The sequence below is a fragment of the Shewanella donghaensis genome (assembly GCF_007567505.1).
Classification (GTDB): Bacteria; Pseudomonadota; Gammaproteobacteria; order Enterobacterales; family Shewanellaceae; genus Shewanella; species Shewanella donghaensis.
In genome coordinates this window covers 2,346,085-2,368,464 of sequence record NZ_CP041783.1, presented here as the reverse complement: position 1 = coordinate 2,368,464, position 22,380 = coordinate 2,346,085, and the positions used below count along the sequence as shown (strand labels likewise).

Annotated in this window: 20 protein-coding genes; 10 read left to right on the top strand and 10 right to left on the bottom strand. The window is 40.7% G+C overall.

Going from position 1 to position 22,380, the window contains the following annotated elements; translation table 11 throughout:
* The first annotated feature begins 39 nt into the window (after nt 1–39).
* Nucleotides 40–1,443, top strand: coding sequence for an ATP-dependent RNA helicase DbpA (gene dbpA / locus FPK91_RS10055; RefSeq protein ID WP_144210993.1), 1,404 nt, complete (start codon nt 40–42; stop codon nt 1,441–1,443).
* Nucleotides 1,444–1,523: 80 nt separating this feature from the next.
* Here the strand turns inward: dbpA and FPK91_RS10050 are convergent, their stop codons facing one another.
* Nucleotides 1,524–2,231: a DUF6445 family protein gene (locus FPK91_RS10050; protein WP_144210991.1), complete on the bottom strand. Its 708-nt coding sequence runs from the start codon at nt 2,229–2,231 to the stop codon at nt 1,524–1,526.
* Nucleotides 2,232–2,584: 353 nt separating this feature from the next.
* Nucleotides 2,585–4,003: a DEAD/DEAH box helicase gene (locus tag FPK91_RS10045; protein ID WP_144210989.1), complete on the bottom strand. Its 1,419-nt coding sequence runs from the start codon at nt 4,001–4,003 to the stop codon at nt 2,585–2,587.
* A gap of 296 nt (nt 4,004–4,299) precedes the next feature.
* Between FPK91_RS10045 and FPK91_RS10040 the strand changes: the two genes are divergently transcribed.
* Complete coding sequence (locus FPK91_RS10040; RefSeq protein ID WP_144210987.1) at nt 4,300–5,370, top strand: DUF3626 domain-containing protein; 1,071 nt, start codon at nt 4,300–4,302, stop codon at nt 5,368–5,370.
* Nucleotides 5,371–5,435: 65 nt separating this feature from the next.
* Here the strand turns inward: FPK91_RS10040 and FPK91_RS10035 are convergent, their stop codons facing one another.
* Nucleotides 5,436–6,317, bottom strand: a complete 882-nt coding sequence (locus FPK91_RS10035) for a diguanylate cyclase domain-containing protein (protein ID WP_144210985.1) — start codon at nt 6,315–6,317, stop codon at nt 5,436–5,438.
* 352 nt (nt 6,318–6,669) lie between these two features.
* Here FPK91_RS10035 and cydD point away from each other — a divergent pair, with 352 nt between their 5' ends.
* Together cydD and cydC are read left to right on the top strand one after the other, a co-directional pair.
* Nucleotides 6,670–8,556, top strand: a complete 1,887-nt coding sequence (gene cydD / locus FPK91_RS10030) for a heme ABC transporter permease/ATP-binding protein CydD (RefSeq protein ID WP_144210983.1) — start codon at nt 6,670–6,672, stop codon at nt 8,554–8,556.
* Nucleotides 8,556–10,343 (top strand): heme ABC transporter ATP-binding protein/permease CydC, encoded by a 1,788-nt coding sequence (gene cydC / locus FPK91_RS10025; protein WP_144210981.1) that lies wholly within the window; start codon nt 8,556–8,558, stop codon nt 10,341–10,343. Before cydD ends, cydC begins: the two co-directional genes overlap by 1 nt.
* A gap of 92 nt (nt 10,344–10,435) precedes the next feature.
* Here cydC and FPK91_RS10020 read toward each other — a convergent pair whose 3' ends face one another.
* Nucleotides 10,436–11,146, bottom strand: a complete 711-nt coding sequence (locus FPK91_RS10020; protein WP_144210979.1) for a Rossmann-fold NAD(P)-binding domain-containing protein — start codon at nt 11,144–11,146, stop codon at nt 10,436–10,438.
* Between the two features lie 168 nt (nt 11,147–11,314).
* Here FPK91_RS10020 and FPK91_RS10015 point away from each other — a divergent pair, with 168 nt between their 5' ends.
* The 3 genes from FPK91_RS10015 to FPK91_RS10005 all read left to right on the top strand — a co-directional run bounded on the left by FPK91_RS10015 (nt 11,315) and on the right by FPK91_RS10005 (nt 12,837).
* Nucleotides 11,315–11,689 (top strand): PH domain-containing protein, encoded by a 375-nt coding sequence (locus FPK91_RS10015; protein ID WP_144210977.1) that lies wholly within the window; start codon nt 11,315–11,317, stop codon nt 11,687–11,689.
* Between the two features lie 166 nt (nt 11,690–11,855).
* Nucleotides 11,856–12,044, top strand: coding sequence for a YbaM family protein (locus tag FPK91_RS10010; RefSeq protein WP_144210975.1), 189 nt, complete (start codon nt 11,856–11,858; stop codon nt 12,042–12,044).
* Between the two features lie 121 nt (nt 12,045–12,165).
* The gene (locus tag FPK91_RS10005) at nt 12,166–12,837 is read left to right on the top strand and encodes a nitroreductase family protein (RefSeq protein ID WP_144210974.1); all 672 of its coding nucleotides are present in this window, start codon (nt 12,166–12,168) and stop codon (nt 12,835–12,837) included.
* A 31-nt stretch (nt 12,838–12,868) separates the two neighbouring features.
* Here FPK91_RS10005 and FPK91_RS10000 read toward each other — a convergent pair whose 3' ends face one another.
* The 3 genes from FPK91_RS10000 to FPK91_RS09990 form a co-directional block, all read right to left on the bottom strand.
* Complete coding sequence (locus FPK91_RS10000) at nt 12,869–13,084, bottom strand: TIGR02450 family Trp-rich protein (protein ID WP_144210972.1); 216 nt, start codon at nt 13,082–13,084, stop codon at nt 12,869–12,871.
* A 377-nt stretch (nt 13,085–13,461) separates the two neighbouring features.
* Nucleotides 13,462–13,947, bottom strand: coding sequence for a VOC family protein (locus FPK91_RS09995; protein ID WP_144210971.1), 486 nt, complete (start codon nt 13,945–13,947; stop codon nt 13,462–13,464).
* Between the two features lie 364 nt (nt 13,948–14,311).
* Complete coding sequence (locus tag FPK91_RS09990) at nt 14,312–14,752, bottom strand: SirB2 family protein (RefSeq protein WP_144210969.1); 441 nt, start codon at nt 14,750–14,752, stop codon at nt 14,312–14,314.
* 1,790 nt (nt 14,753–16,542) lie between these two features.
* Here FPK91_RS09990 and FPK91_RS09985 point away from each other — a divergent pair.
* Nucleotides 16,543–16,887: a hypothetical protein gene (locus FPK91_RS09985; protein ID WP_144210966.1), complete on the top strand. Its 345-nt coding sequence runs from the start codon at nt 16,543–16,545 to the stop codon at nt 16,885–16,887.
* Between the two features lie 66 nt (nt 16,888–16,953).
* A complete protein-coding gene (locus FPK91_RS09980; protein WP_144210965.1) occupies nt 16,954–17,784 on the top strand; it encodes a leucine-rich repeat domain-containing protein in 831 nt (276 codons plus the stop codon).
* Nucleotides 17,785–18,074: 290 nt separating this feature from the next.
* Here FPK91_RS09980 and FPK91_RS09975 read toward each other — a convergent pair whose 3' ends face one another.
* The 3 genes from FPK91_RS09975 to FPK91_RS09965 all read right to left on the bottom strand — a co-directional run bounded on the left by FPK91_RS09975 (nt 18,075) and on the right by FPK91_RS09965 (nt 20,896).
* On the bottom strand, nt 18,075–18,674 hold the full coding sequence (locus FPK91_RS09975) for an HAD family hydrolase (RefSeq protein WP_144210963.1): 600 nt from the start codon (nt 18,672–18,674) through the stop codon (nt 18,075–18,077).
* Between the two features lie 118 nt (nt 18,675–18,792).
* Entirely contained in the window at nt 18,793–19,347 is a 555-nt protein-coding gene (locus tag FPK91_RS09970; protein ID WP_144210960.1) for a CIA30 family protein, read from the bottom strand.
* Between the two features lie 163 nt (nt 19,348–19,510).
* Nucleotides 19,511–20,896 carry a DUF4397 domain-containing protein gene (locus FPK91_RS09965; RefSeq protein ID WP_144210958.1) on the bottom strand — a complete coding sequence of 462 codons (1,386 nt, stop codon included), beginning with the start codon at nt 20,894–20,896 and terminating at the stop codon, nt 19,511–19,513.
* A 204-nt stretch (nt 20,897–21,100) separates the two neighbouring features.
* On the opposite strand from FPK91_RS09965, the gene FPK91_RS09960 reads away from it, so the two are divergent.
* Nucleotides 21,101–22,297 (top strand): endonuclease/exonuclease/phosphatase family protein, encoded by a 1,197-nt coding sequence (locus tag FPK91_RS09960; protein WP_227006726.1) that lies wholly within the window; start codon nt 21,101–21,103, stop codon nt 22,295–22,297.
* The last annotated feature ends 83 nt before the right edge of the window (nt 22,298–22,380 follow it).

Here is a 22,380-nt window from a genome sequence, read left to right as displayed (position 1 = left end):
TTTGTTTCAGTACCCGTTTTATATCAGAGGATATTCACCTTGAGTCAGTCTACTCAACAAGTCGCTAATACGGCTTTCGCATCACTAAATCTTAAACCTGATTTGCTTGATAATCTCAAAACCATGGGATTCGAGTCTATGACTCAAATTCAAGCTGAGAGCTTACCAGCCATTCTTGCAGGTGATGACGTGATTGGCCAAGGAAAAACCGGCTCAGGTAAAACTGCAGCATTTGGTTTGGGCTTACTTAACAAGTTAGATGTGAAACGTTTTCGCATTCAAACAATGGTGTTGTGCCCAACACGTGAATTAGCCGATCAAGTGGCAAAAGAGATCCGTACTCTAGCCCGCGGCATTCATAACGTGAAAGTACTGACATTGTGTGGTGGTGTGCCAATGGGACCTCAAATAGGCTCGTTGGAACATGGTGCGCACATTATTGTTGGTACACCTGGACGTCTTGTTGATCATCTCGATCGCAATCGTTTAGATTTAAGCGAAGTTAATATGCTTATTTTGGATGAAGCCGATCGCATGTTAGAAATGGGCTTTCAACAACAAATAGATCAAATTATTGAAAATACGCCGCGTGAGCGTCAAACCTTGCTCTTTAGCGCGACGTTTCCAGATCAAATAAAGCATATCGCTGAACAAATCATGTATAAGCCGTTCATGGTTAAAGTCGAATCTACGCACGACAACCTCACCATCGACCAGCATTTTTACCTGACTGAAGATAACAATGCCCGCATGGAAGCATTACAGTTATTGTTACTGGATAAGCAACCTGAAAGTGCGGTTGTTTTTTGTAACACTCGACGTGAAACTCAAAAAGTTGCAGATACTTTAGCGGAACAAGGCTTTAGCGTATTAGCCTTGCATGGCGACTTAGAGCAGCGCGAGCGCGATCAAATGTTACTGCGTTTTGCTAACAAAAGTGCCCGCGTGTTAGTGGCAACCGATGTCGCGTCGCGTGGTTTAGATATTGAAGATTTAGAAGCGGTGTTTAACTACCACATCGCTTACGATGCTGAAGTCCATATTCACCGTATTGGCCGCACAGGCCGTGCGGGTAGTACTGGCGCTGCTTATACTTTCTATAGTCATGAAGATGGTCATCGTATGGTTGAAATCGGCGAAATTATTGGCCGTGAAATTGACGGTGAAACATTACCATCAATGAGTGCGTTAACTAAAACGCCACTTGAAGCTGAGATGATTACCATTCAAATCGATGCCGGTAAGAAGCATAAGGTTCGTCCTGGTGACATCGTTGGTGGGTTAACTGGCGAAAATGGTATTGATGGCGCTGATATAGGCAAAATCAAAGTGACCGATATCCGCTCATTTGTGGCCGTTAAACGCACAGCGTCAGCAAAGGCACTTAACAAGATCACTAAAGGCCGCTTAAAAGGTAAAACTTACCGCGCTTGGTTCTTATAGATCTGAAATTGATTCGATAACGTCAGGGTTACTGATGATATTTAAAGCGAGTTTAGTTGATACTAAGCTCGCTTTTTTGTTTATGAGACTACACGAAAGAAAGAGTTAATTGAGGTACGATTGTTTGGAGATTTCTTATCAAAATCGACATCGTCAGTGATGTTTGCGCTGTGAAGGATATTGCCCGAATAAATGATAATGCGATTGGGTTTAGCATCAACACTGAACACTTTTTCAAATAACTCATCTGAGTCATTCATATAGCCTTTTCTGTTATCGGCAGTCTTTTTCACATCCTCAACCATTTTTAAAATTACTTCTTTATCATCAATAGATAAATCCAGCTTCTCAGTCCCCTTGTAACGATAGAAACTGGTACCACCCAAGTCACTGCCGTTGAGGTAATGTACTGCCGCCATATCTTGACTGGCTAACGAATCAAAGTGAGGCATAGTTTGTTTGGCATTAAGCTGTAGCGGACTTAGGGTGACTTTTGAGAGCCAGCATTTTGCTATGGTATGTCGCTTGAATTTATTGCCACTCTCTTGCTGTGATAGTAAATCTATCAAGGATGACAAGCTGTTGTAATAAGGCTTGGGCATTTCATCTCGCATTCCCGGGAAAAGGGTCCCATCTGCACCAGCTTGGTTAAAATAAGCCTTGGTATTACTGTACTCAATTAAAGAGTCAAAATCAGCGATAAAGTCATCAATGACCCAGATAAAATGATCTGAATTAGGAATTTGAGTGACTTGAATATGTAAATTGCTATTGATGGCTGTCGTCATGGGGATACAGTATTCCTATACTTCAGTTTTACACTGGTAGCATGATTCTTCAGTGTCAGTTTGGGGTTAGTCATGGGCTTGGAGCCGGTTGCTCTTTTTGATCCGCAGCTTTGTTATTTTCTGTTGTGAGCTAATGTACGAAATCACTGTCTTTTTAGATCGATAAATTGTCATACCGCAGTTTATACATCAATGAAATGGAGCTTATTGGTTTTAAAGGTTTTTTTATATTGTGCTTTAGTCGGATATTGTGAAGGCTTTAGGCTTTAGGCATTAGTTTATTAAAGAAAGCCCAAAAAAAAGGTATGAAAACGATTGTCTTCATACCTTTATTAACTCATTGCTGACTAATTTTAGCTACGCGCTTTCGGTCTTGCATTCGCATATGGGTCAACACTTGCAGAGCTTGAGCTATTTGCAGTGGTGTTATTGTTACGGCGACGCTGTGGCTTTTGAGCCGCGCCACTTGAATCAGCATTAGAATCCGAACGTGAGTTTTGACGTGAGCGGTTTCTTGACTCAGGTCTAGCTGAACGCTCATTACTCGCTTCACTTGCATGCTTGCGACGATTAGGGTTCGGCTTTTTATGATTAGGGCTGTGTCCGCCACCGTGTTTCATATTCGGCTCAGGTAAAGTGTGAGCCGGTTCATAACCTTCAATGCCTTTACGCTCAATTACGCGCTTAATCAGTCTTTCAATATCATGCAGTAACTTGATTTCTTCACTACTAACAAGTGATACAGCTTGGCCTGAAGCACCAGCGCGGCCTGTACGGCCAATACGATGTACATAATCTTCAGGTACATTCGGTAAGTCAAAGTTGACAACAAATGGCAGTTGGTCAATATCAATACCACGTGCAGCGATGTCAGTTGCGACCATGACTTGAGCTGAACCTGCTTTGAAATCTGCAAGCGCTTTAGTACGCGCACTTTGGCTTTTATTACCGTGAATTGCGACAGCTTTAATGCCATCGGCTTCAAGGTTTTTCGCTAAACGGTTTGCACCATGTTTAGTACGCGAAAATACCAGCACTTGGTGCCAATCGTTGGTTTTGATTAGCTTCGATAAGATACTTGTTTTACGACTTTGCTCTACGGCATAAACGGCTTGATCAACTGTGTTAGCCGTAGCGTTACGTGGTGTAACTGAAATCTCGACAGGGTTATTCACTAAGCCTTTAGCTAGCTCGCGAATTTCATCTGAGAATGTTGCAGAGAACATCAGGTTCTGACGTTGCTTTGGCAGCATCGCTAGAATTTTCTTAATATCGCGGATAAAACCCATATCAAGCATTCTGTCAGCTTCGTCCAAAATAAGCACTTCAAGTTGGCTAAAGCTCAATACTTTCTGTTGGCATAAATCTAATAAGCGGCCTGGTGTTGCCACCAATACATCAACGCCATTTCTCAGGGTTGAGATTTGTGGGTTAATTGAAACACCACCAAATACAACAGCAGACTTAAGCGGCAAATTTGCGCCATAAGTCGCGACACTCTCAGCAACCTGTGCTGCTAATTCACGCGTAGGCGTTAACACTAGGGCTCTTACTTGTCCGCGTTTAGCTCGCTGACCTTTTGAAAGCAATTCTAGTAGTGGCAGGGTGAAACCTGCTGTCTTCCCGGTACCTGTTTGTGCTGCAGCCATAACATCTTTACCTTCAAGTACAGCGGGGATCGCTTGTGCTTGAATGGCGGAAGGCGTGTCATAGCCTTGTTTTTCAACAGCTTTTAAAATTGCTGCACTTAAGCCGAGAGAGGCAAAACTCATAGAATGATCTCTTTGGTCAACGCTAACGTTGTTGTCAATGGATGGGAGCCAGTGTATGGCGGGCGTGAAGCTTACCTGAATCGGTGCTTTAGTGCTAATAAATCGCCTATTTAACCGCTTATAGTGTTGTGAACTATGGATAGTATATTTACTAGAGAATTGCGCTATCAGCTGTTTTGCTTCTCATAATTTGACCCCCACCACTGCCAAGATGAATTTGTCTTAATCTTAGATGGCAAAGCTGTTGAATTAACATACAATGAAATACAGTCACTTACCGAATGGAGTCGCGATAAATGAAACCGCAATTTGCCGCGCAAACCCATATCGAAAAAACAGTGGCTTGCCTGAGAGAGCAAGCAAACTCAGTGATTAAAAATGTTTTACTTATGTCAGACATTCCCACCTCTGAAGTGCAACAAGCCATGCAGGCGCTAAATAGTTTTGGGCAAGTGGCATTGCACTTTCACCCTGATCGCATTGATAGTCGTGGCGTTACCGTGGCGGCAGGCTTATTAAAAGATGGTTTCTATAAAAGCCAGTTTGAAACCCATATTTCCAATGGGCAGCTCTCGCCAGAGTTAGGTGGACCGAGAGACCATTGGGAAAACCAGTTGTTTGGTCATCGATATTCTGGCATTAAACAACGTCCCAAATATGGTGCTCTCGATCTCGGATTATGCTCATTAGGGCCTGCACCACGTTTTGGTAGTTGCTATTTCATGACCACATCCCAAGTGTTATCTCGGTGTACTTTTAGTTACCTAGACTCCTATCGACTGCCAAAAGAAAAGGGCACTTTGCAGTATTTTGAAGTAATACTCGCTGCGTTATTGAGTGAAGCATTTGAACGCCAATATGCACTAGGTGTGGCTAACATCAAACCTGCTGGTGTTATTTCGCATATGCGACAACAGCTGCCTTTAGGGGTTAAGCCTCGTTTTGATCGCCTGCCTTTATGTAATCTTGATCATTATATTGAAGCGCAAATCCATGGTGATGTCTCTTTAGATCGAGACATTGGCTACCTTGTGGCTGATCCCAGCTTTAAAGACACTGATACAAGTGATTGTCTACATGAGCTATGTGCTGAATACGACATTGAATTGCTGTGGCACAAGGGTTATCAACTCCATGTTGATAATGTTGCGAAAGACTTCAGAGGCGCAAGTATGCCTGAGGTTGCCAAGGCGATTGCTGAAGAGGGGGTGATAAATGCGCGAATTATTGGTCAAGCAGCCGCAGCACTGACATTAAAACCGGTTTCATGGAGTGAGCGAGGCAAGCAAGCTCAGCAATTACAGCAGTTAAAATTGATGTGGCATATGCTGGTGAAGTTTGGTGCTAATAACCCATTTAAGCGTTAAAAGTGAGAGTTAAGGCCATATTAAGGAAACCTCAACATTGTTGAACTGACGAACAGGGGTTAAGACTAATTAAAACGGTAGGTGGCTCCACCTTGTCGTTTAGATTTATACATGGCGAAATCAGCTGACTTAATCAACATGTCAAAATTGTCGCCAGAATTAGGGTAAGTGGCAATGCCAATGCTGCAATTAACCAGTGCAGAATGTTCACCTAATTGAAACGGCTTATCTAATGAGGCAATAATAATATCAGCCATTGCGGAAATATCATTGTTGTCATTGAGGTTTTCTAGGATTAGCACAAATTCATCACCGCCTATCCGCGCAAGCGTGTCAGAGTCTCTGATTGCGGTATTTAATCGCTTCACTGTTTCAATGAGGACTTTATCCCCCTCGCAATGACCTAATGTGTCATTCACTTTTTTAAAGTCATCTAAATCGATATAAAACAGACAGAATTGACTGCAATTGCGTTTCGCTCGTTCAATATATTGTGTCACGCGATCGATCAATAAATAACGATTCGGAATTTTTGTCAGCTGGTCGTAAAAAGCAATATTTAATAATCGCTGTGAATCTTCAACTCGGGCAGTGATATCACGGTTAATCCCTAATGCGCCGACAAACTGTTGTTGATCATCAAATAACGGAATGCACATAGATTCAACCCAGCCGATGGTGCCATCTTTATGTTTGAAGCGAACTTCTCCTGTCCATTTACCGTGTTCTTCCACGGCAGCAATAACCATTGCCGTTATTGACTCGATATCTTCTGGCGCATGGAGGATATTGACATTGTGGCCAATCACTTCTTCTTTACTGTAGCCATATAAAGATTCTGAGCCTGTATTCCAATCTCTAATTATGCCCTCTGCATCAGTAACCACAACGGCATCAAATAAATAGTTGAATGCTTGAGCGCGAAGGGCAGAAAGATCAAAATCCATGAAATAATTCTCCGAATAGAATCAATATCAAAATACGTGGTGCAAGTTAATAATAAACAAGTTAAAAAAACTGCTAATAACTCTGTATACGCTATAGCAATTTTTAGCTTAGATTTGTTCACATAGCAAGATTAAAAAGTGGTTTCTGCACTGATTAAAATCAACAAATGATAATCTTATAAATCTGATACGCTTAATGACATTGGCGTATAATGAAAGTTCATCTACTACAATGTTTATTAGCATTGTGTGAATCAGTTAACACTTCTATGCAAACGGCTGTAATCTGCCTCTTTAGCTTGCGATACTGCGGCAATTTTCCACTCTTTACGCTTTCACCTTCAGGAATGAAATGGATAAAACTTTAGAAAAGTCTCTCACCCACTGGCTTAAATCACAGAAATCATCCTGCGGTATTTTCCTTAAACTTGCTATTTTTACAGGTGTGACTAATGGTGTGGCCATTGTTATCCAAGCATATTTACTCGCCACTATTTTGCATGGGGTGATCATGCTCGAGTTGCCTATTGGCAGCTTTAGTGTGCAATTTGTGGCATTAGTTTCGCTTATTTTGCTTCGAGCAGGGTTAGCCTATGCCAGAGAAAGGCTCAGCTTTGAGGCGGGTAAAAGACTTCGAAGTGATATTCGTGAAGCGGTACTGAATAAACTGACAGATTTAGGGCCTGCCTATATCAAAGGTAAGCCAGCTGGGGCATGGGCGAGTATCGTACTTGAGCAAGTTGAAGATTTGCATGACTTTTACGCCAAATATTTACCGCAGATGATGTTAGCGGGCTTTATTCCACTGATTATACTGGTGGCAGTATTTCCAATTAACTGGGCCGCTGGCGTTATTTTATTTGCCACTGCACCGTTAATTCCGATGTTTATGATCCTGGTGGGGATGGGCGCAGCGGATGCCAACCGTAAAAACTTCAGTGCGTTATCACGCTTAAGTGGCCACTTTATGGATCGTTTAAAAGGCTTAAGTACGCTTAAGTTATTTCATCGCGGCGAAGCGGAAATTAAAAAAATAGAAACCGCATCAGAAGACTTTAGACAAAGAACCATGTCGGTCTTACGGATGGCATTTTTAAGCTCGGCGGTATTGGAGTTTTTCGCAGCACTATCCATTGCTGTATTGGCGGTTTACTTTGGTTTTAGCTATTTAGACCATCTTAACTTTGGTCATTATGGCCTTGGCATTAGCTTATTCACTGGTTTGTTTATCTTGATTCTAGCACCAGAATTTTTCCAACCGCTACGTGATTTAGGCACCCATTATCATGCTAAAGCCCAAGCCATTGGCGCAGCAGAAGCCTTAGTTGAATTGTTGGAACATCCCAATCCGTTGAAGCAAGTGAATAACAAGTTTGCCGAGCAAACTTCAAAACTGCATGCTGTCGATTTAACGACGGTCACCATTGTTGCATCGGATCTTGAAGTACAGACATTGGATGACACAAGGTTGCTCGGTCCAATCTCATTTACGGTAAAAGCTGGTGAACATGTTGCCATCGTTGGTCCAAGTGGTGCGGGTAAAACCAGTCTGCTTAATGCATTACTGGGCTTTTTACCCTACAAGGGTTCGCTGCAAATCAATGGCGTTGAGCTAAGTTTGCTGGATAAAAACAATTGGCGATCGCACCTTGCTTGGCTCGGGCAAGATCCACAGCTATTCCATGGTTCTATTCGTGAGAATGTCAGTTTGGCTAATCCCGAATTAACAGATGAAGAAATTATGTCTTTGCTGCAACAAGCTAATATCAGTGACTTTGTTGAGGCACATCCTCAAGGACTTGATGCCATTATCAGCGATCAATCAGCAAGCATTTCAGTAGGGCAAGCACAGCGTATTGCACTGGCTCGGGCAATATCTCAACCAGCCAGTTTATTCCTACTCGATGAACCGACCGCAAGTCTTGATAGCAAAAGTGAGCAACTTGTATCAGCTGCGCTAAATGAAGCGAAGCAACAGCAAACCAGTTTAATGATTACCCATCGATTAGATCAATTGCAGCACATGGACACCATTCTCGTTATCGAAGATGGCCAGATTGTGCAGCAAGGCGATTATGCTTCGCTTAGCCAACAGCAAGGATTATTCAAGTCGATGCAGCAACAAGATGATGGCTTGTCTTTATTTCTCGAAGATGAAAGTGATGCAAATCATTCCCTTGATAACAAGGCCGCTCTTGAGCACAAAACCAACGACAGTTCAGTAAAGGAGGATAAATAATGAAGTTATTATATCCGTTCCTTAAACTGTTTAAGCGCCAGTGGTTCATGATGGCGATAGGGTTATTTCTTACCTGTACCACTATCATTGCGGGTATTGGTTTGCTGTCGCTGTCTGGTTGGTTTTTATCGGCCACAGCCGTTGCTGGCCTTACTGCGGCGACTGCACTCGCCTTTAATTTTTTCACGCCTGCTGGTGGCGTAAGATTCTTATCTATTGCCCGTACAGCAAGCCGTTATGGCGAGCGTTTAGCCACGCACGAAGCCACATTTAAGTTACTGACTGATTTACGGGTCTGGTCTTGGAAAAAACTCTTTCCGCTAAGTGCTAACAACCTTAAAGGCTTACGCCAAGGGGATATGCTCAATCGCTTAGTGGCTGATATCGATACCTTAGATCATTTGTACTTGCGCTTACTGGTACCGATGACAGCATCATTACTCACGGTTTTAGCACTGTACGCCTTTTTATCTTGGTTTGATGCAGCCTTAGCGTTAAGCCTTTGCGGTTTATTGCTGAGCGCATGGATTATATTGCCATTGATGTTTTATCGTTTGGGTCGAAAGCCTGGCGAAGCCGTTGTGGACAGCAGACGCCAGTTTAGGGTGCTAATCCTTGATGTTATTCAGGGGCAAGCAGAACTGACGATATTCTCAGCCAATGCGCGTTATAGACAGAAGCTACGAGATGCTGAAAATGCGCTGTTTAATAGCCAAACAGCCATGGCTAATATTACTGGGTTTAGCCAAGGGCTATTGATCGTGGTGAATGGTTTTGCTGTGGTGATGATGTTGTACCTGGCTGGGCAAGGGGTCGGCGATCAAATACCACCAGGGCCGTTTATGGCGATGATGGTATTTGCGACCATGGCGACCATTGAAATGATGATGCCAATTTCGGGGGCATTTCAGCATTTATCCAGTTGTGTGTTGGCGGCAAAACGGATTTCTGAAGTGACAGATCAACAAACCGATATTACCTATGGTGAACGTCAACATCAGGCGGTTGATACTGATGAGATCGAGATTAACTTGAGCGATATCCACTTTGGCTACCATGCTGATACATCGGTATTGAAAGGCTTAAATTTACAGGTTAAACAAGGTCAAAAAGTCGCGCTACTTGGGCCAACGGGTTGTGGTAAGTCAAGCTTACTGGGGCTAGTGACGCGTGAGTGGTTACCACAACAAGGCAGTATAAGCTTATCTGGCCATGATATTGCCGACTATGATGAAACTTCCCTTCGTAGTGCGATGACAGTCGTTAGCCAGCGGATCCATTTATTTGCCGGAACTGTGCGAGATAACTTAGCGATCGCTTTACCTCATATTGAAGGTCAGAAAATAAAGGCTAATGATGAACGCTTTATTACTGTGTTAAAGCAAGTGGGTTTAGAGACTTTACTGACCTCAAAAACCGTTACTGACCGTGGTGAAGAGATTGGTCTAGATAGCTGGATTGGTGACGGTGGACGTCAATTGTCGGGCGGTGAACAGCGCCGTATCGGGGTTGCTCGTGCTTTATTACGTGATGCACCCATTTTGCTATTGGATGAACCCACAGAAGGACTGGATAAGCGCACTGAACGTGAAATACTAAGATTACTGTTTAGCTTTGCTGAGAACAAAACCTTATTAATGATTAGCCACAGATTGACGGCTATGGCTGAGATGGATCAAATCCATATGATGAATGATGGGGTTATTGAAGCTAGTGGCAACCATGTTGATCTCATGGAAGCTTGTGCAGAATACCAAGGCTTATACCGTCATTTAGCCAGAGACTAATCGGTTAATTTGATAACGGTTTAGCTTCTTATCGATAGAGCTAATTAATCAAGGCGCTTATAATAAAGCGCCTTTTTTATGGAAATTAGATTTTACTTAACGCTCAAATGCATGGCTTTGTTATCTATAATTTGCATTGACGGCATGTCGTAATTTTTATCAATTGGCTCAGCTGTTTGCAACATCACTTTCGCAACGTGTTCACCAGTGATGGGTTTATATTTCAAAAGTGGTCCGACAAATAGGCCTGAGCACAGCTTGAATAATGATTGGCCTATATCTTCAAGTGCTCGCTGACTTTGGCGTTGACCTAGCAATAAACTCGGCTGAAATATCACTAATCTAGGCAAGTTAAGTGCGATTAAGGCTTGTTGAACCTGGCCTTTAGCACGATTATAAAAAATGCTTGAATCGGCATTGGCGTCTAATGCAGTTACCACTGAAAAAGACCATTTTTTTGAACTATTACTATTCACCTTAGCTTGATGCTGTTGAATTAACTTCGCAAAATCAATCACCGCAGTCACATCTACTTTGGTAAAATTCTCTTGGCTACCGGCCTGTTTAATGGTGGTGCCTAAACAGCAGAATGCATGATCGATGTCGATCGGTATCGATAAACTTGGGATATCTTCCAGCTGACAATTTATAAAGCTGAGTTTGTCGATACCATGAGTCTCTGACGGAAGTGTTGGAATGCGGCGGCCTAAAACCAGCACCTTGTTGTAGCGGTCATCAGCAAGTAACCCTGCTAAGACATTTGCACCAATAAGCCCAGTAGCACCAATTATTACAGCATTCATATGTTCTCCTAGATCACCAAGCTTGCTTGGTGACTCATTTTTATAAGCGTAGATGTTAGCATGAAATAAGCTTGTTAAACTGACCTAGATAGCGCAGTATTTTGTGATATAAATAAAATTAATATGCTGACTATTCAGTTTTAAACGTTAGATAACAGGGAGAAAGTTATGGGATTATTCGATGCTATTTTAGGGAACTCGTCAGAGGTCGATTTATCGGAATTACAACAAGAGTTAGGGCCAATTCTTGCTGATAATGAGTCTGTGCATATGGGCTATAAGTTGATTAGAGATATGTTTGTGTTTACCGATAAGCGCCTAATATTGATTGATAAACAAGGTATGACCGGTAAAAAAGTCAGTTATCACTCTATTGCTTATAAATCGATGACCCACTTTATCGTCGAGACTGCAGGCACCTTTGATATGGATGCAGAACTTAAAATTTATATCTCAGGCACTGAACAACCCATAGTGAAAGAACTCAAAAAAGGCACTGATGTTATTGGTATTCAAAAAGCCATTGCTAACTTTTCACTTTAATATCAAATTAATGAGTAATATTGCGCGAGTATGCCTAGGCAATGAGATTCATTGCTTAGCATGAAAATATTATCAGATACGTAAAAATTGCATACTTTAGATATTGATAACTCTAGATATTGATAACTTTAGATATTGATAACTTTAAATATTGGACACATCGCAGATGACGACAGAAAGCCCGCAACCAGCACAATTGAATGATGCATCTAAATCCATTCAACTTGCGGTCGATTTAATTCAGTTACTGGAAGAAAATAAAATAGATACCGCGACGGCCATAGAAGCATTACAAATCACTTTAAATGATTTCAAAAGAAAAGCCGCAACAGAGCGAGACAATACCGCTGTTTAACGACTTTTTGAACAAATTCAGCATAAACCATTGATGGTCCATGAATGCTGAATCAATGTATAAAATATGACTCAAAAAAAAATCGAACTAGAATAATAGACTAGAATAATAAGGAACAGTTATGTCCGAAGCTCACTTACCACTTACTGATTTCATTGAATACTCACCATCAGAAATGATCGAACGGGCAAAGCAAAACTACCAAAATGTGCAGCGTCGCCATTCTATACGTAAGTTCTCAGATAGAGCTGTTCCACAGGAAATTATTGAACAATGTATTTTAGCCGCAGGTACCGCGCCCAATGGCGCTAATCATCAGCCGTGGCATTTTGTTGCCATTAGTAATCCTGAAATTAAAGCGCAAATACGCCAGCAAGCTGAAGCTATTGAGCAAGCGTTTTATGCAGGTCGCGGCGGTGAAGAATGGTTAGATAATTTAAAGCCATTAGGGACTAATGCCAGCAAACCTTATCTTGAAACGGCCCCATGGTTAATTGCGGTGTTTTCTAAAAAACGCAGCGAAGATAATGGTGAGCAAAAACAAAATTATTATGTTCATGAATCTGTCGGTATCGCCACAGGCTTCTTAATCCAAGCATTACACAGCGCCGGACTCGGCACATTAACCCATACTCCAAAACCTATGTCCTTTTTAAGTAAGGTTTGTGGCAGAGACAATGACAATGAGCGACCTTACATGCTTATTATTGCTGGCTATCCGGGAGAGGGCGCCACAGTGCCTGAACATGCACTACAAAAAAAATCCTTAAATGAAATATGTGACTTTATTTAATTATTCACTTAAATCGTTATTGGTAACCTTATTATTTCCAGCCTTGTAACCAGAGGCTGGTATTTTTTAACTCCCGCCAATTTATATCAATCTCCTGTCCGTTAAGTTCTGCTCGAATTAAACATTCTATGACATTTTGGTCTTCATCAAAGCTTACTTTGGTGATTGAAAAATGCTTCAATTTATTGGTCACGTTAACTTTTGTCCATTTGCTATTGAGTAGTTTTTTAGGGTGCAGTGGGTTCATTAACTCCTCCTTCTTGGATTATCTTAATTTCGATTATTCACTTACTTTATTACGTTGAAGTGAGTTAAAAGGTTCAGTTACTTCCATAATCGAATCGATATAAATCAAAGCGTAAAACGGGGATCAGGAAGCAGGTACTAAGTTTGATCGGAATTTACAAACAGCGCTTGAGGGTAGCACTAAGGGTAATTGTAGTTGCAGGTTTTTGTTGGCCAGCAACTTAACAGGTCTATTCGATTTTCCTCAATATTCATTATCAGAGTTTGTACTAACAGGTGTATGTCTCAAATGATTTATGACCACAAAAAAGCATATTCATTACAAAAAAATCAGCAACTAACCTAGGTTAGCTGCTGATTTTTTTAAAGCTATAATTGTTATGTGTATTCAGAAGAATAAGTTTCTGAATAAGAATGTGAATACAGTTCAAATAGATTTCCAAATGGGTCTTCTAAATACACCATTTTATACGGCTTATTATCATCTTCTGGATGATAGCGCATAATGTCCATTCTGACTTTACCGCCAAATTTTTTCACTCGCTCTATAACGCCTTCAAAATCATCTGTTTCTAAAGAGTAATGGAAAATACCGATTTTAGTGAAGTCGACATTATGTCTTTCTTCGCGGTCTTTCATTTCAAATAATTCGAAGCCTATTCCATCTGAAGTGACTAGGTGTGCAATGTTAAAACCTTTAAAGCCATCACCAAATACCGCAATACACATTCTACCAATGGCAGTTTGTTTTTCTTCGATGACTTCAGACTTGCCCATGACAGTTTCAAGACCTAATGCTTGGGTATAAAACTCGACAGCTTTATCCATGTCGCCAACCATAATACCTACATGACTCATTTTCATAATAATCTCGCCCTATACGTTAATTTCTAAGCTGCTGCTTGTTCGTTTTGATGGGAGAATTATATGATGAAGCTTTAATATAATAAAATTATGATAATTTATAATAATAATAATTTTTTGTTATTGATTGGGCGTTATGAAGTATTGGATAAAAACGAAGAGAAATACAGCTAAGCAACCTTCTATGTGCTGAGGCTGCTTAGCTTAATTCTTTAACAAATTTGGTAATGGCAAATAGATAGAGCATTACTCAATCGATTAATTCAAGAGATAATTTAGAAAGGCTTTAAGACTCTAATGTAAGAGTCAGTTTTTATTGGGTAATACAGGTCTAAAATACATTAACCATTGAAATGGTAACAGGCTAGCAAGTTGCTGTTAACATAGAGTATCCCACTTCAAAATAAGCATTAGTATCCTCAAAACCTTTTGATTTTAGGTGATGAGCAAAACCAAGTCTGGCACTCATAACTAACCAAAACGTTGCACTAATAAATCCTGCAATACGCCATAGCATTGACTTGGCCCACTTAAGCGCAAAAGTAATAGAGAGTACATAGAGAGCGAAACCAGCTAATTTAGAAGATGCCCAACCATTTACGAAGGGATATAAATTAAGTGGATTTACTAGAACTAGGTAAATGAAAGTACAGATAAATAGGGTATATAAAATGTGTGGTCCTATCTTAAGCAGTTTATTATTGACCTTGTCAGACCCTTTAATCGTTAACACAAAATTAATGATAAAAAATATAAACGTAAGCGCAATTATTGTCAGGTGGATGTGCTTAACCATCATGTACATATTGTTGTTCCTTAAGGTATTTTAAATTTTTATTAATACAGCCTGCTTGTAGTTGAAGTTAATATTTGCAGTGCTAAATTATCATTATTCCATTGGTATTTTTAGATGCTTACTATATTTAATTTACATTTTTTGACTACGTATAATACGCAGAAAAATATAATTAAGATCAACTAGTTTTACTATTTATAATCAAGATTTCTAGAGCATCGAACACATTTAAGTTCAGAATCATATCAGGGGGATAAATCATTTCAGCCCCAAATCTGGTTTGCCATTTTAAATAAATCAACGTCGAGGTACTTAGTTCACAGCAGATTTAGACCGTAGGTTTCCATCCTTTATTTCCAAACGCCGTTTGAATCAAAGTCGTGGCGCTTCGCCCACACCAGAGTCAAGGGAAAAACTGCAATACCCTCTTGGATCACCCAGCAGCCCCTAACGAAAAATGCTAAAAAGCGAATGATTTTCGATGGGGATTTATCCAGCTTTTAACTTCGTTTGTATCCGTCTACGGTCATTGTCGAAAAGCCCTAACGCTTCCAACAGGCCATCCGTGGCCTAACGAAAGCTAGCCTGGCATCCATGCCAAGCTCACGGCCTTTTCTCGATGCCCTCAATTCAAATTGAGCCTTTTAGCTGGTTAGATTTTTGATCTTTTTAGCTTTTTTAAATTGCCACAAATAGAGTCAAATCGAAGAGATAATAATCCCGGTGTAAGCGCGGCTTTGACCGTCCATGACAAGGCGAAGTTTCACCGTGTGAAACGCTCTGAGCGAGAGGCATGGATGCCGAACTGGCCGTTTAACATGGATGTTATATGTTTTGGCAGAGCCTACATGGACCTTTTGATTTATATAAAGAATGCGGCGTCTCGCAGTTGTATCTGCATAAAAGGTCGCTCTTTCATATATGACCCATAGGGATATGGGAAATGTCATTATGATGTCGGGAACATCATTGACCATGTGATCGCGACATTCGTATATCCTATACAGCACTTGCGGCAGGCAATTGGTTAAACTGAAGTGATGTATTACCGTAAACGCCCCAATACAAAAGAAGTATACCGTTGGTGGCTGTAACGCATTTATGCCCCAAAGTGAGTTTCGCAGCTCAAAAGGCAAGTAAGGCTAGTAAAGTTTTGGCTATAGAAAAGCTAATCTGAAAGGTTTTTGCACAATCTAGAATACCTGTCCCGTCTTTTATACGACTTCACGTCGCACGCTCCAAAACGAGTTTCAGCGAATACCTTGAATTGAGGGGGGGGGAATTTGTATTCAAACATCTAAATCACTATTCAACAGAATAAACAGAGCTAATATATCATTAAACTACTTTACTCTAGTTTTGAATATATCTCTCAAAATGGGGGAATACAAACTGATACAGATTTTAATTAAAATTAAACACTATAACTAGCCTAAAAATAAAACAGAGTTATCTTCTCCTTGGCTCTGTTTTACCCTGGTTATAGTGGTTAATTCTAACCTTGATTAGCATGTTCCTTCGTAAACACCATACCTCTCCAAACTTAACGGGACTCACAACTTCGTAACCCGCTGTAACAGTTTGTATTTTTGTTGTTACTCGTATTTACTTGGCGAAAAAAAAAGCCTACTTTGTTTGTTCTTTGAACAGAATGGACTTTGATTAAGAGTACAAAGCCATATTATAGTGACATAGCCGTACATTACTCCGCTGCAGCTGCATTTCGCTATGCTATTTTGGCTGACAGAGTTCACTTCGGAGAAAACAAATTAATATTTATAGAAACCCAAGGTGCACAGATGGCTACTTCAGTTAAAGCTATGGGGGCGGCAAGTGATAAAAAAATTGCAGACAATGTCTATTTAACCTCATTTAGAACGACGCAATGTAAACTTAATCGCGCAGAGATGACTGATACAGAAGATGCCTATCAGGTTTATAACACCCCTTCCGTTTGTTATGACTACTATGTGACAGATAACTTTGATGGGTCGTCTTATCGGTATAGATTCCAAGACCATGGTGGTATCAACAGCAGCATGGCAAGAAATAAACTCAGTAGTTTAAATGCTAATTACCTTAATACCATCAAAGGTGAAGATTATCAAAGTGTGATAGATGATTTGAAGCAAACGTATAACTAACCTAACGATACATTTTATAACTATGTTGAGCGCTACATTGTTAGCGCTCCAATAGGATTGGAATACATGAAAAAAATTTACCTTATATTTATCGCTGTAGTATTGATGGGTTGTAACTCTTCTGATAACACAGTAAAAGAATGGTATGACGATGTGCACTTTGAGCATCCAGCTATGAAAAAATGCTTCATCGGTTGGGTGGAGGAGTATGGTTGGTCAAGCGTTGAAGAGGTCACCGAGCTTAGTTGTAGTCGTAACGGTATAGACTCTATTGCAGGTATTGAGCAGCTTGAAAACCTAAAGACGCTATATCTGCTTTACACCGCACTCACTGAGTTGGACCTCAGCGGTAACCCCAGTTTGGAGTATATAGATATAGCTAACAACCCTTATCTTAAATCAGTAGATATATCTCAAAATTTAGAATTAAACACAGTATATATTAATTACAATACAGCATTAGAGGAAGTAAACCTTTCCCACTTACCGAAACTTAATATTGTGTTTTTAACAAGCAATTTAATTAGCAATATCAACTTAGAGGGCACTGATGTTAGTTACTTGAATGTTTCAGATAATTTAATTGAACATATTAATCTCACCAACTCACGTAGTATTCGTGATATAACGCTAAACAATAACCCCCTTAATGGCATTGATGTTTCTCAATTGCATGATTTAAAGACGTTATTTATTAATGACACTGGGATTAATTCTGTGGATGTTTCGTATAACTTAGAGATTGAGATACTTGTTGCTATGGGGAATAATATTGAGTATATCAGGTTTGATAATAACCCTAAGCTTAGAAGTGTTAATATTGAAAATAACCCCCTTAACAAGGACGCTTTAGATTACCTAGCCACCATTGATTGGCTGGAAGTCCTTAGGTATTAAGTTATATTTCTCGTTGTTTATTATAGGCTGTGTTTATCTATGGACGCATTTTGAACATAGTCGTATCTTCTCATTATTTGAAAACGAGTTGGACTTTTAATCTAACTTGTTTCAGTCCGTTCGACCTGAGGTCTTATTGTAGTGGCTTAGTTAAAATTTGAGCCTTTCCAATTTTAGCCATACTTATCGAGATGTGAGCTAGAGCGTTTTTAACATTAACTCTAAGAAGCTTTTGTCCAAAAACGTGTTACAACCGAATCAGAATAAATGTCGTCAGTTTTGAGTTTTCACTATCCATTATCGTCTTCAATGATCTGTTGTAATTGATGTAAATCATTAACAATAACGTCAGCCTGAGATTGATATTCGGGTTGCTTATTGTGGTTAATAAACACTGAAATCATGCCTGCATTATTTGCGGCCTGAATATCGTATAAGTAATCACCTACATAGATAAGAGAAGCGGGGTCAATATCCCACATTGTGGCAATGGCCAGCAACGCATCTGGTGCCGGTTTTGCTGGGTAACATTCGCGTGTTAACACAAGGTCTAACTCTATATCATTTTGCCTAAGCTTGGTTGCGGTAGCGACTTTACTATTACGTGTGACAATGGCCGTGGGAAGTTGTAATTGCGCAATGGTTTTAAGCAAAGGGTGCATATTAGGGAGTGCTTTCGCATTGATCGCATCTTGAGTTTCATGCTCTAAAATGATGTCATTTGCCTGTGCTTGTTGTTCTTCAGTGGGCATATCAGCAATGAAATCAAGTAAATCGACTTCTGCTGGGCAACCTAGCTGATGCTTAATTTGGCTAAAATCTAATGCTGATTCAACTAGAGTGCCGTCCAAATCAAATATGACGCCTTTAATGCCGACCAAACTATTCATTGCCAATCCTTTGGGTTTATTTAGTGTTATTCAGACTGTGAACTCTGATTATGGAGTTTGATTGTAGTCGACAGTCCACAGGGGCAGTCGATTGCAGTCGATTGTAGTCAACAGTCATTTAGTCAAAATTTACTGACTCAAGGGTAATAGTAAAACGGCCTTGTTGTTTATCTGCAATCAAAAAGCCAATACGATTAACGTCTGCAAATTCTAACGTGGGAGCGTTAATACTTCTACCACGAAAGCGTGCTGTAAAATCTGTGGTCGCAAACTCATGTTCTGTCCATTGATCCACTTGAGTGTCAAAGTCAACAGCATAGGCTTCACCATAACTGAGTTTGGATGTTTTAAGTCTTAGTTGGTAGCGCTTTCCATCGCCTAACACTTTCAGTTTAATAATTTTGCTGCTGGGTATTTGCTGCTGAAGTTGATATTCAATTGAAGCAAATCCACCATTATTCTCTAGGGACACATTGCCGCTGAATACAGGGTTGATACCTTGTTGGCTTTGTATTTCACTTGCAGAAAGTCCACCCATAACGGTGTCATTGCTAATCGTTGCTTTAGTGACATGTGCAGGGGTATCAAAACGAATTTCCATTGCGCTTACCTTTGGACTCAGTAATTGAAACAACACCAAGGTGACAAATAATAGGGTGAGTAACTTTATCATAATGATTAACCTCAAAGTTGTATGAACAATTATTATCGTTATATAAATAAAAAAACGGCTTACCAGGGTTAGGGATAAGCCGCAAAAGGGTGGACGGAGATAAAAATTTAACTGCTAGCGTTTAATTAACACGTTAGGGTTAATGAGCAGGCTAGCGTCTGAGCTATTCTTCCTCTGCCACAAAGTCATCCATTAATATAACGGTGAACATTGAGTTGTCATCTTTAGCATCAACCGCTGCAACACTGTACAAGCCGTTGGCTGCTAGTGTGACTGGAAGTGGACCAATAGCGACAGTTTTTGTACCTGTTACAGTTACGCTTACAGTGTAATCGCCTGGCGTAACACTTAAACTGCCAGATGCTGCTTTGAACGGCACATCAGTCAGAGCAGGGTCTGAAGCGCTGATGTCAGCTGTTGGGGTTAAGTAAACATCCACATTTCCTGCTGAGTAAGAAGCATGAATCACGTTGAGTCTTGCTTCAGTTGCAATGCGACGTGTGTGTTCTGCATATGCCCAAGGTGAAATATCCATACCTGAATCAGTTCCGGCAAGAGAACCTACCGCCAGCACTGAGTAACTGCTGCCAAGCATTAAATCAACTTCTGCATCGCTAATGACTTCAACTGAGTTATCGGCGTTAGCCGCAACGGTGACGGTGTGCATACCTTCTGTGATATTGAGGTAACCTGCTAGTTCACCAAATGACAACATTTCAATGGCTGCTGTCATGCTGCCATCTAAAAACACATCTACTGCAGGGGCATCTGCAACAGCATGTACTACTCGAATATCGCTACCGCTACTGACATCATTTAATAGCACTTGTGCATCTGGTAAAGCGACAAGTAATGCAACTGGTGAATCGCCTGACCATTCGTTTGGAATCGCAGAGATGAAGTAATCAGTCCCAGTGGCTAGATTGACTGTACCTGAATCAAATACCACTGTTTTGTCACCGTTAGGGGTGATACGAATTTGGTAATCATCCGTTGGTACTTCTAACTGGCCGCTGTTATCCATGTAATTGGCTGATAATGTCGGTTCCATTACTGAGATATCTGCCATTGGCGCTGTTACATACACATCGACTAGGCCAACATCTGGCGCGGCATGCAAGACTTGTACTCTGGCATTGCCTGAAGTGATGTCTGCTTTTTCGTTGGCAACGACTTTCAGCATCAAGTTTTCGTCGGAAACATTACCCAGTGCAACGGCGGTGTATTCCATGTCTGCACCAGCAGGCAGGTCAGCCTCTAACACTGTCAGGGTTGTGCCATCGGCTAATTTTGCATCGACAGTGACCGCGTAGGTTGCTGCTTCAACTTCTATTAATCCACTGGATACGGCGTAATCTACATCTTGAAGTAAGGCAGCGCCATTAGCGGTTACATTAACCATTGGAGCATCGCTGGATGCGTGAATAACTCGTACTTGGGCATATTCAATGTTGGGAGTTTCTTCGATAACAATTTTATCGTCGTCATCAGAGCAAGCTGTTAGTGCAACAAGTGAAAAGCAAAGGGCAAGTGAGTATTTCCGTTTCATCTTTAATTCCTCGAATTCAAATTAATGTTTCGGGTGGTAATACGGCAGTTGCTAATTTAGGATCATTTTTTTGTTTAAACTTTGGGCAAATTTGCATGATGAGAGCTTTATTATCGATTGTGGTTTTGTTTGTTGAACAAGCATCGACTTCTTCAGATTAAGGGGCTAACCTGTAGTCTTAATAGGCTTTGTAAGGTGCATGAAGTGAGTTCAATAAGTAGTCAGAATGAGCTTGAAAAAGATCAGAATAAAGATCAACAAAAGCATCAAGAGTTTACCGTTGCCTCGTTTAATTTATTTAATTTTATCGAGCCTCCTGCTGCATATTATGATTTTGAGAATATTTATTCTCACCAACAATGGCAGAAAAAGTGTCGTTGGCTCAGCGATTATTTGACTGAGCAACAGCCCGATATTATCGGTTTTCAAGAGGTCTTTAGCCCTGATGCGTTAAAAGCGTTACTGCAACCTTTGGGTTACCGTTATTTTGCAGTGCTAGATGAGCCTAATTTGATCAGCGATTATGTCTATAAAAACCCTGTAGTGGCTTTAGCCTCGAAATTTCCTATTACTGAAACCGCTTTGGTTAACGTTGATCAATCTTTGCTGCCTCTGATGGGCATTGCCAGTGATTTTGACTTTAGCCGTCATCCGCTGCGCGCCCGAGTGAACATCCCTAACTTTGGCGAGTGTGAGTGCTATGTGGTGCATTTAAAGTCCAAACGCAGCGGCATGGGCGTTGACACATTAACTGATACTGGCATGACTGGCGGCGCAGATATTATGGCAAGGCAAGCGCTGGGCACGTGGGCATCGAATATGCAACGTGGCAGTGAAGCTGCATTACTTTTTTATGAGATCGCAAAGCACCGCCAAGCGAATCATTTACCGGTGTTATTGATGGGTGACTTTAATGATTCAATCCAAAGCACCGCGCTTGAGGCTTTTCGAGCCAACAGTAAAAGAGTCTTTAGAAGTGACATTATCGATCCCACGCTTAAAGTCTTGAATGACGTTAATCTTAAAGCTGAATTTGAACGTTTTAGTTTATTTGATAGTTATGAATTGTTCCAAGCTGGCCAAAAATCAAACGCCACATTAGCCCAAGATGAATATGAATCCAGTGTTAATGAAGATGAGTCGGCCAATGATACTGATGATGCGCCAGCACCTAATTTACATAAGCACGATAGGGCAGCGACTCATTACTTTGGTAATACGGGCTCGGTATTAGATTATATTTTGGCTTCTTGCGAGTTTGATGCAGCCCACCCGCGAAACTTAGCCGAAGTTAGTGGCTATCAAACCTATGATAGGCATCTCGTGCGACCGGAATATGAACGTGACAGCGATAGTACTGATCATGCGCCCATTATGATGACATTTACTTTGCGCAGTTAAATAGTTTTTCAATTTTGGCTCAATAAAAATGCCGCGCCCTTAAAAGGCGCGGCATTTTTTATTCACTTATTTCAGGTTAATAG

Bases quoted from the DNA above. Each gene is read 5' to 3' on its own strand.
- FPK91_RS10050 (WP_144210991.1), bottom strand. From the start codon at position 2,231: ATGACGACAGCCATCAATAGCAATTTACATATTCAAGTCACTCAAATT.
- FPK91_RS10045 (WP_144210989.1), bottom strand. From the start codon at position 4,003: ATGAGTTTTGCCTCTCTCGGCTTAAGTGCAGCAATTTTAAAAGCTGTT.
- FPK91_RS10040 (WP_144210987.1), top strand. From the start codon at position 4,300: ATGAAACCGCAATTTGCCGCGCAAACCCATATCGAAAAAACAGTGGCT.
- FPK91_RS10035 (WP_144210985.1), bottom strand. From the start codon at position 6,317: ATGGATTTTGATCTTTCTGCCCTTCGCGCTCAAGCATTCAACTATTTA.
- cydD (WP_144210983.1), top strand. From the start codon at position 6,670: ATGGATAAAACTTTAGAAAAGTCTCTCACCCACTGGCTTAAATCACAG.
- cydC (WP_144210981.1), top strand. From the start codon at position 8,556: ATGAAGTTATTATATCCGTTCCTTAAACTGTTTAAGCGCCAGTGGTTC.
- FPK91_RS10020 (WP_144210979.1), bottom strand. From the start codon at position 11,146: ATGAATGCTGTAATAATTGGTGCTACTGGGCTTATTGGTGCAAATGTC.
- FPK91_RS10015 (WP_144210977.1), top strand. From the start codon at position 11,315: ATGGGATTATTCGATGCTATTTTAGGGAACTCGTCAGAGGTCGATTTA.
- FPK91_RS10010 (WP_144210975.1), top strand. From the start codon at position 11,856: ATGACGACAGAAAGCCCGCAACCAGCACAATTGAATGATGCATCTAAA.
- FPK91_RS10005 (WP_144210974.1), top strand. From the start codon at position 12,166: ATGTCCGAAGCTCACTTACCACTTACTGATTTCATTGAATACTCACCA.
- FPK91_RS10000 (WP_144210972.1), bottom strand. From the start codon at position 13,084: ATGAACCCACTGCACCCTAAAAAACTACTCAATAGCAAATGGACAAAA.
- FPK91_RS09995 (WP_144210971.1), bottom strand. From the start codon at position 13,947: ATGAAAATGAGTCATGTAGGTATTATGGTTGGCGACATGGATAAAGCT.
- FPK91_RS09990 (WP_144210969.1), bottom strand. From the start codon at position 14,752: ATGTACATGATGGTTAAGCACATCCACCTGACAATAATTGCGCTTACG.
- FPK91_RS09985 (WP_144210966.1), top strand. From the start codon at position 16,543: ATGGCTACTTCAGTTAAAGCTATGGGGGCGGCAAGTGATAAAAAAATT.
- FPK91_RS09980 (WP_144210965.1), top strand. From the start codon at position 16,954: ATGAAAAAAATTTACCTTATATTTATCGCTGTAGTATTGATGGGTTGT.
- FPK91_RS09975 (WP_144210963.1), bottom strand. From the start codon at position 18,674: ATGAATAGTTTGGTCGGCATTAAAGGCGTCATATTTGATTTGGACGGC.
- FPK91_RS09970 (WP_144210960.1), bottom strand. From the start codon at position 19,347: ATGATAAAGTTACTCACCCTATTATTTGTCACCTTGGTGTTGTTTCAA.
- FPK91_RS09965 (WP_144210958.1), bottom strand. From the start codon at position 20,896: ATGAAACGGAAATACTCACTTGCCCTTTGCTTTTCACTTGTTGCACTA.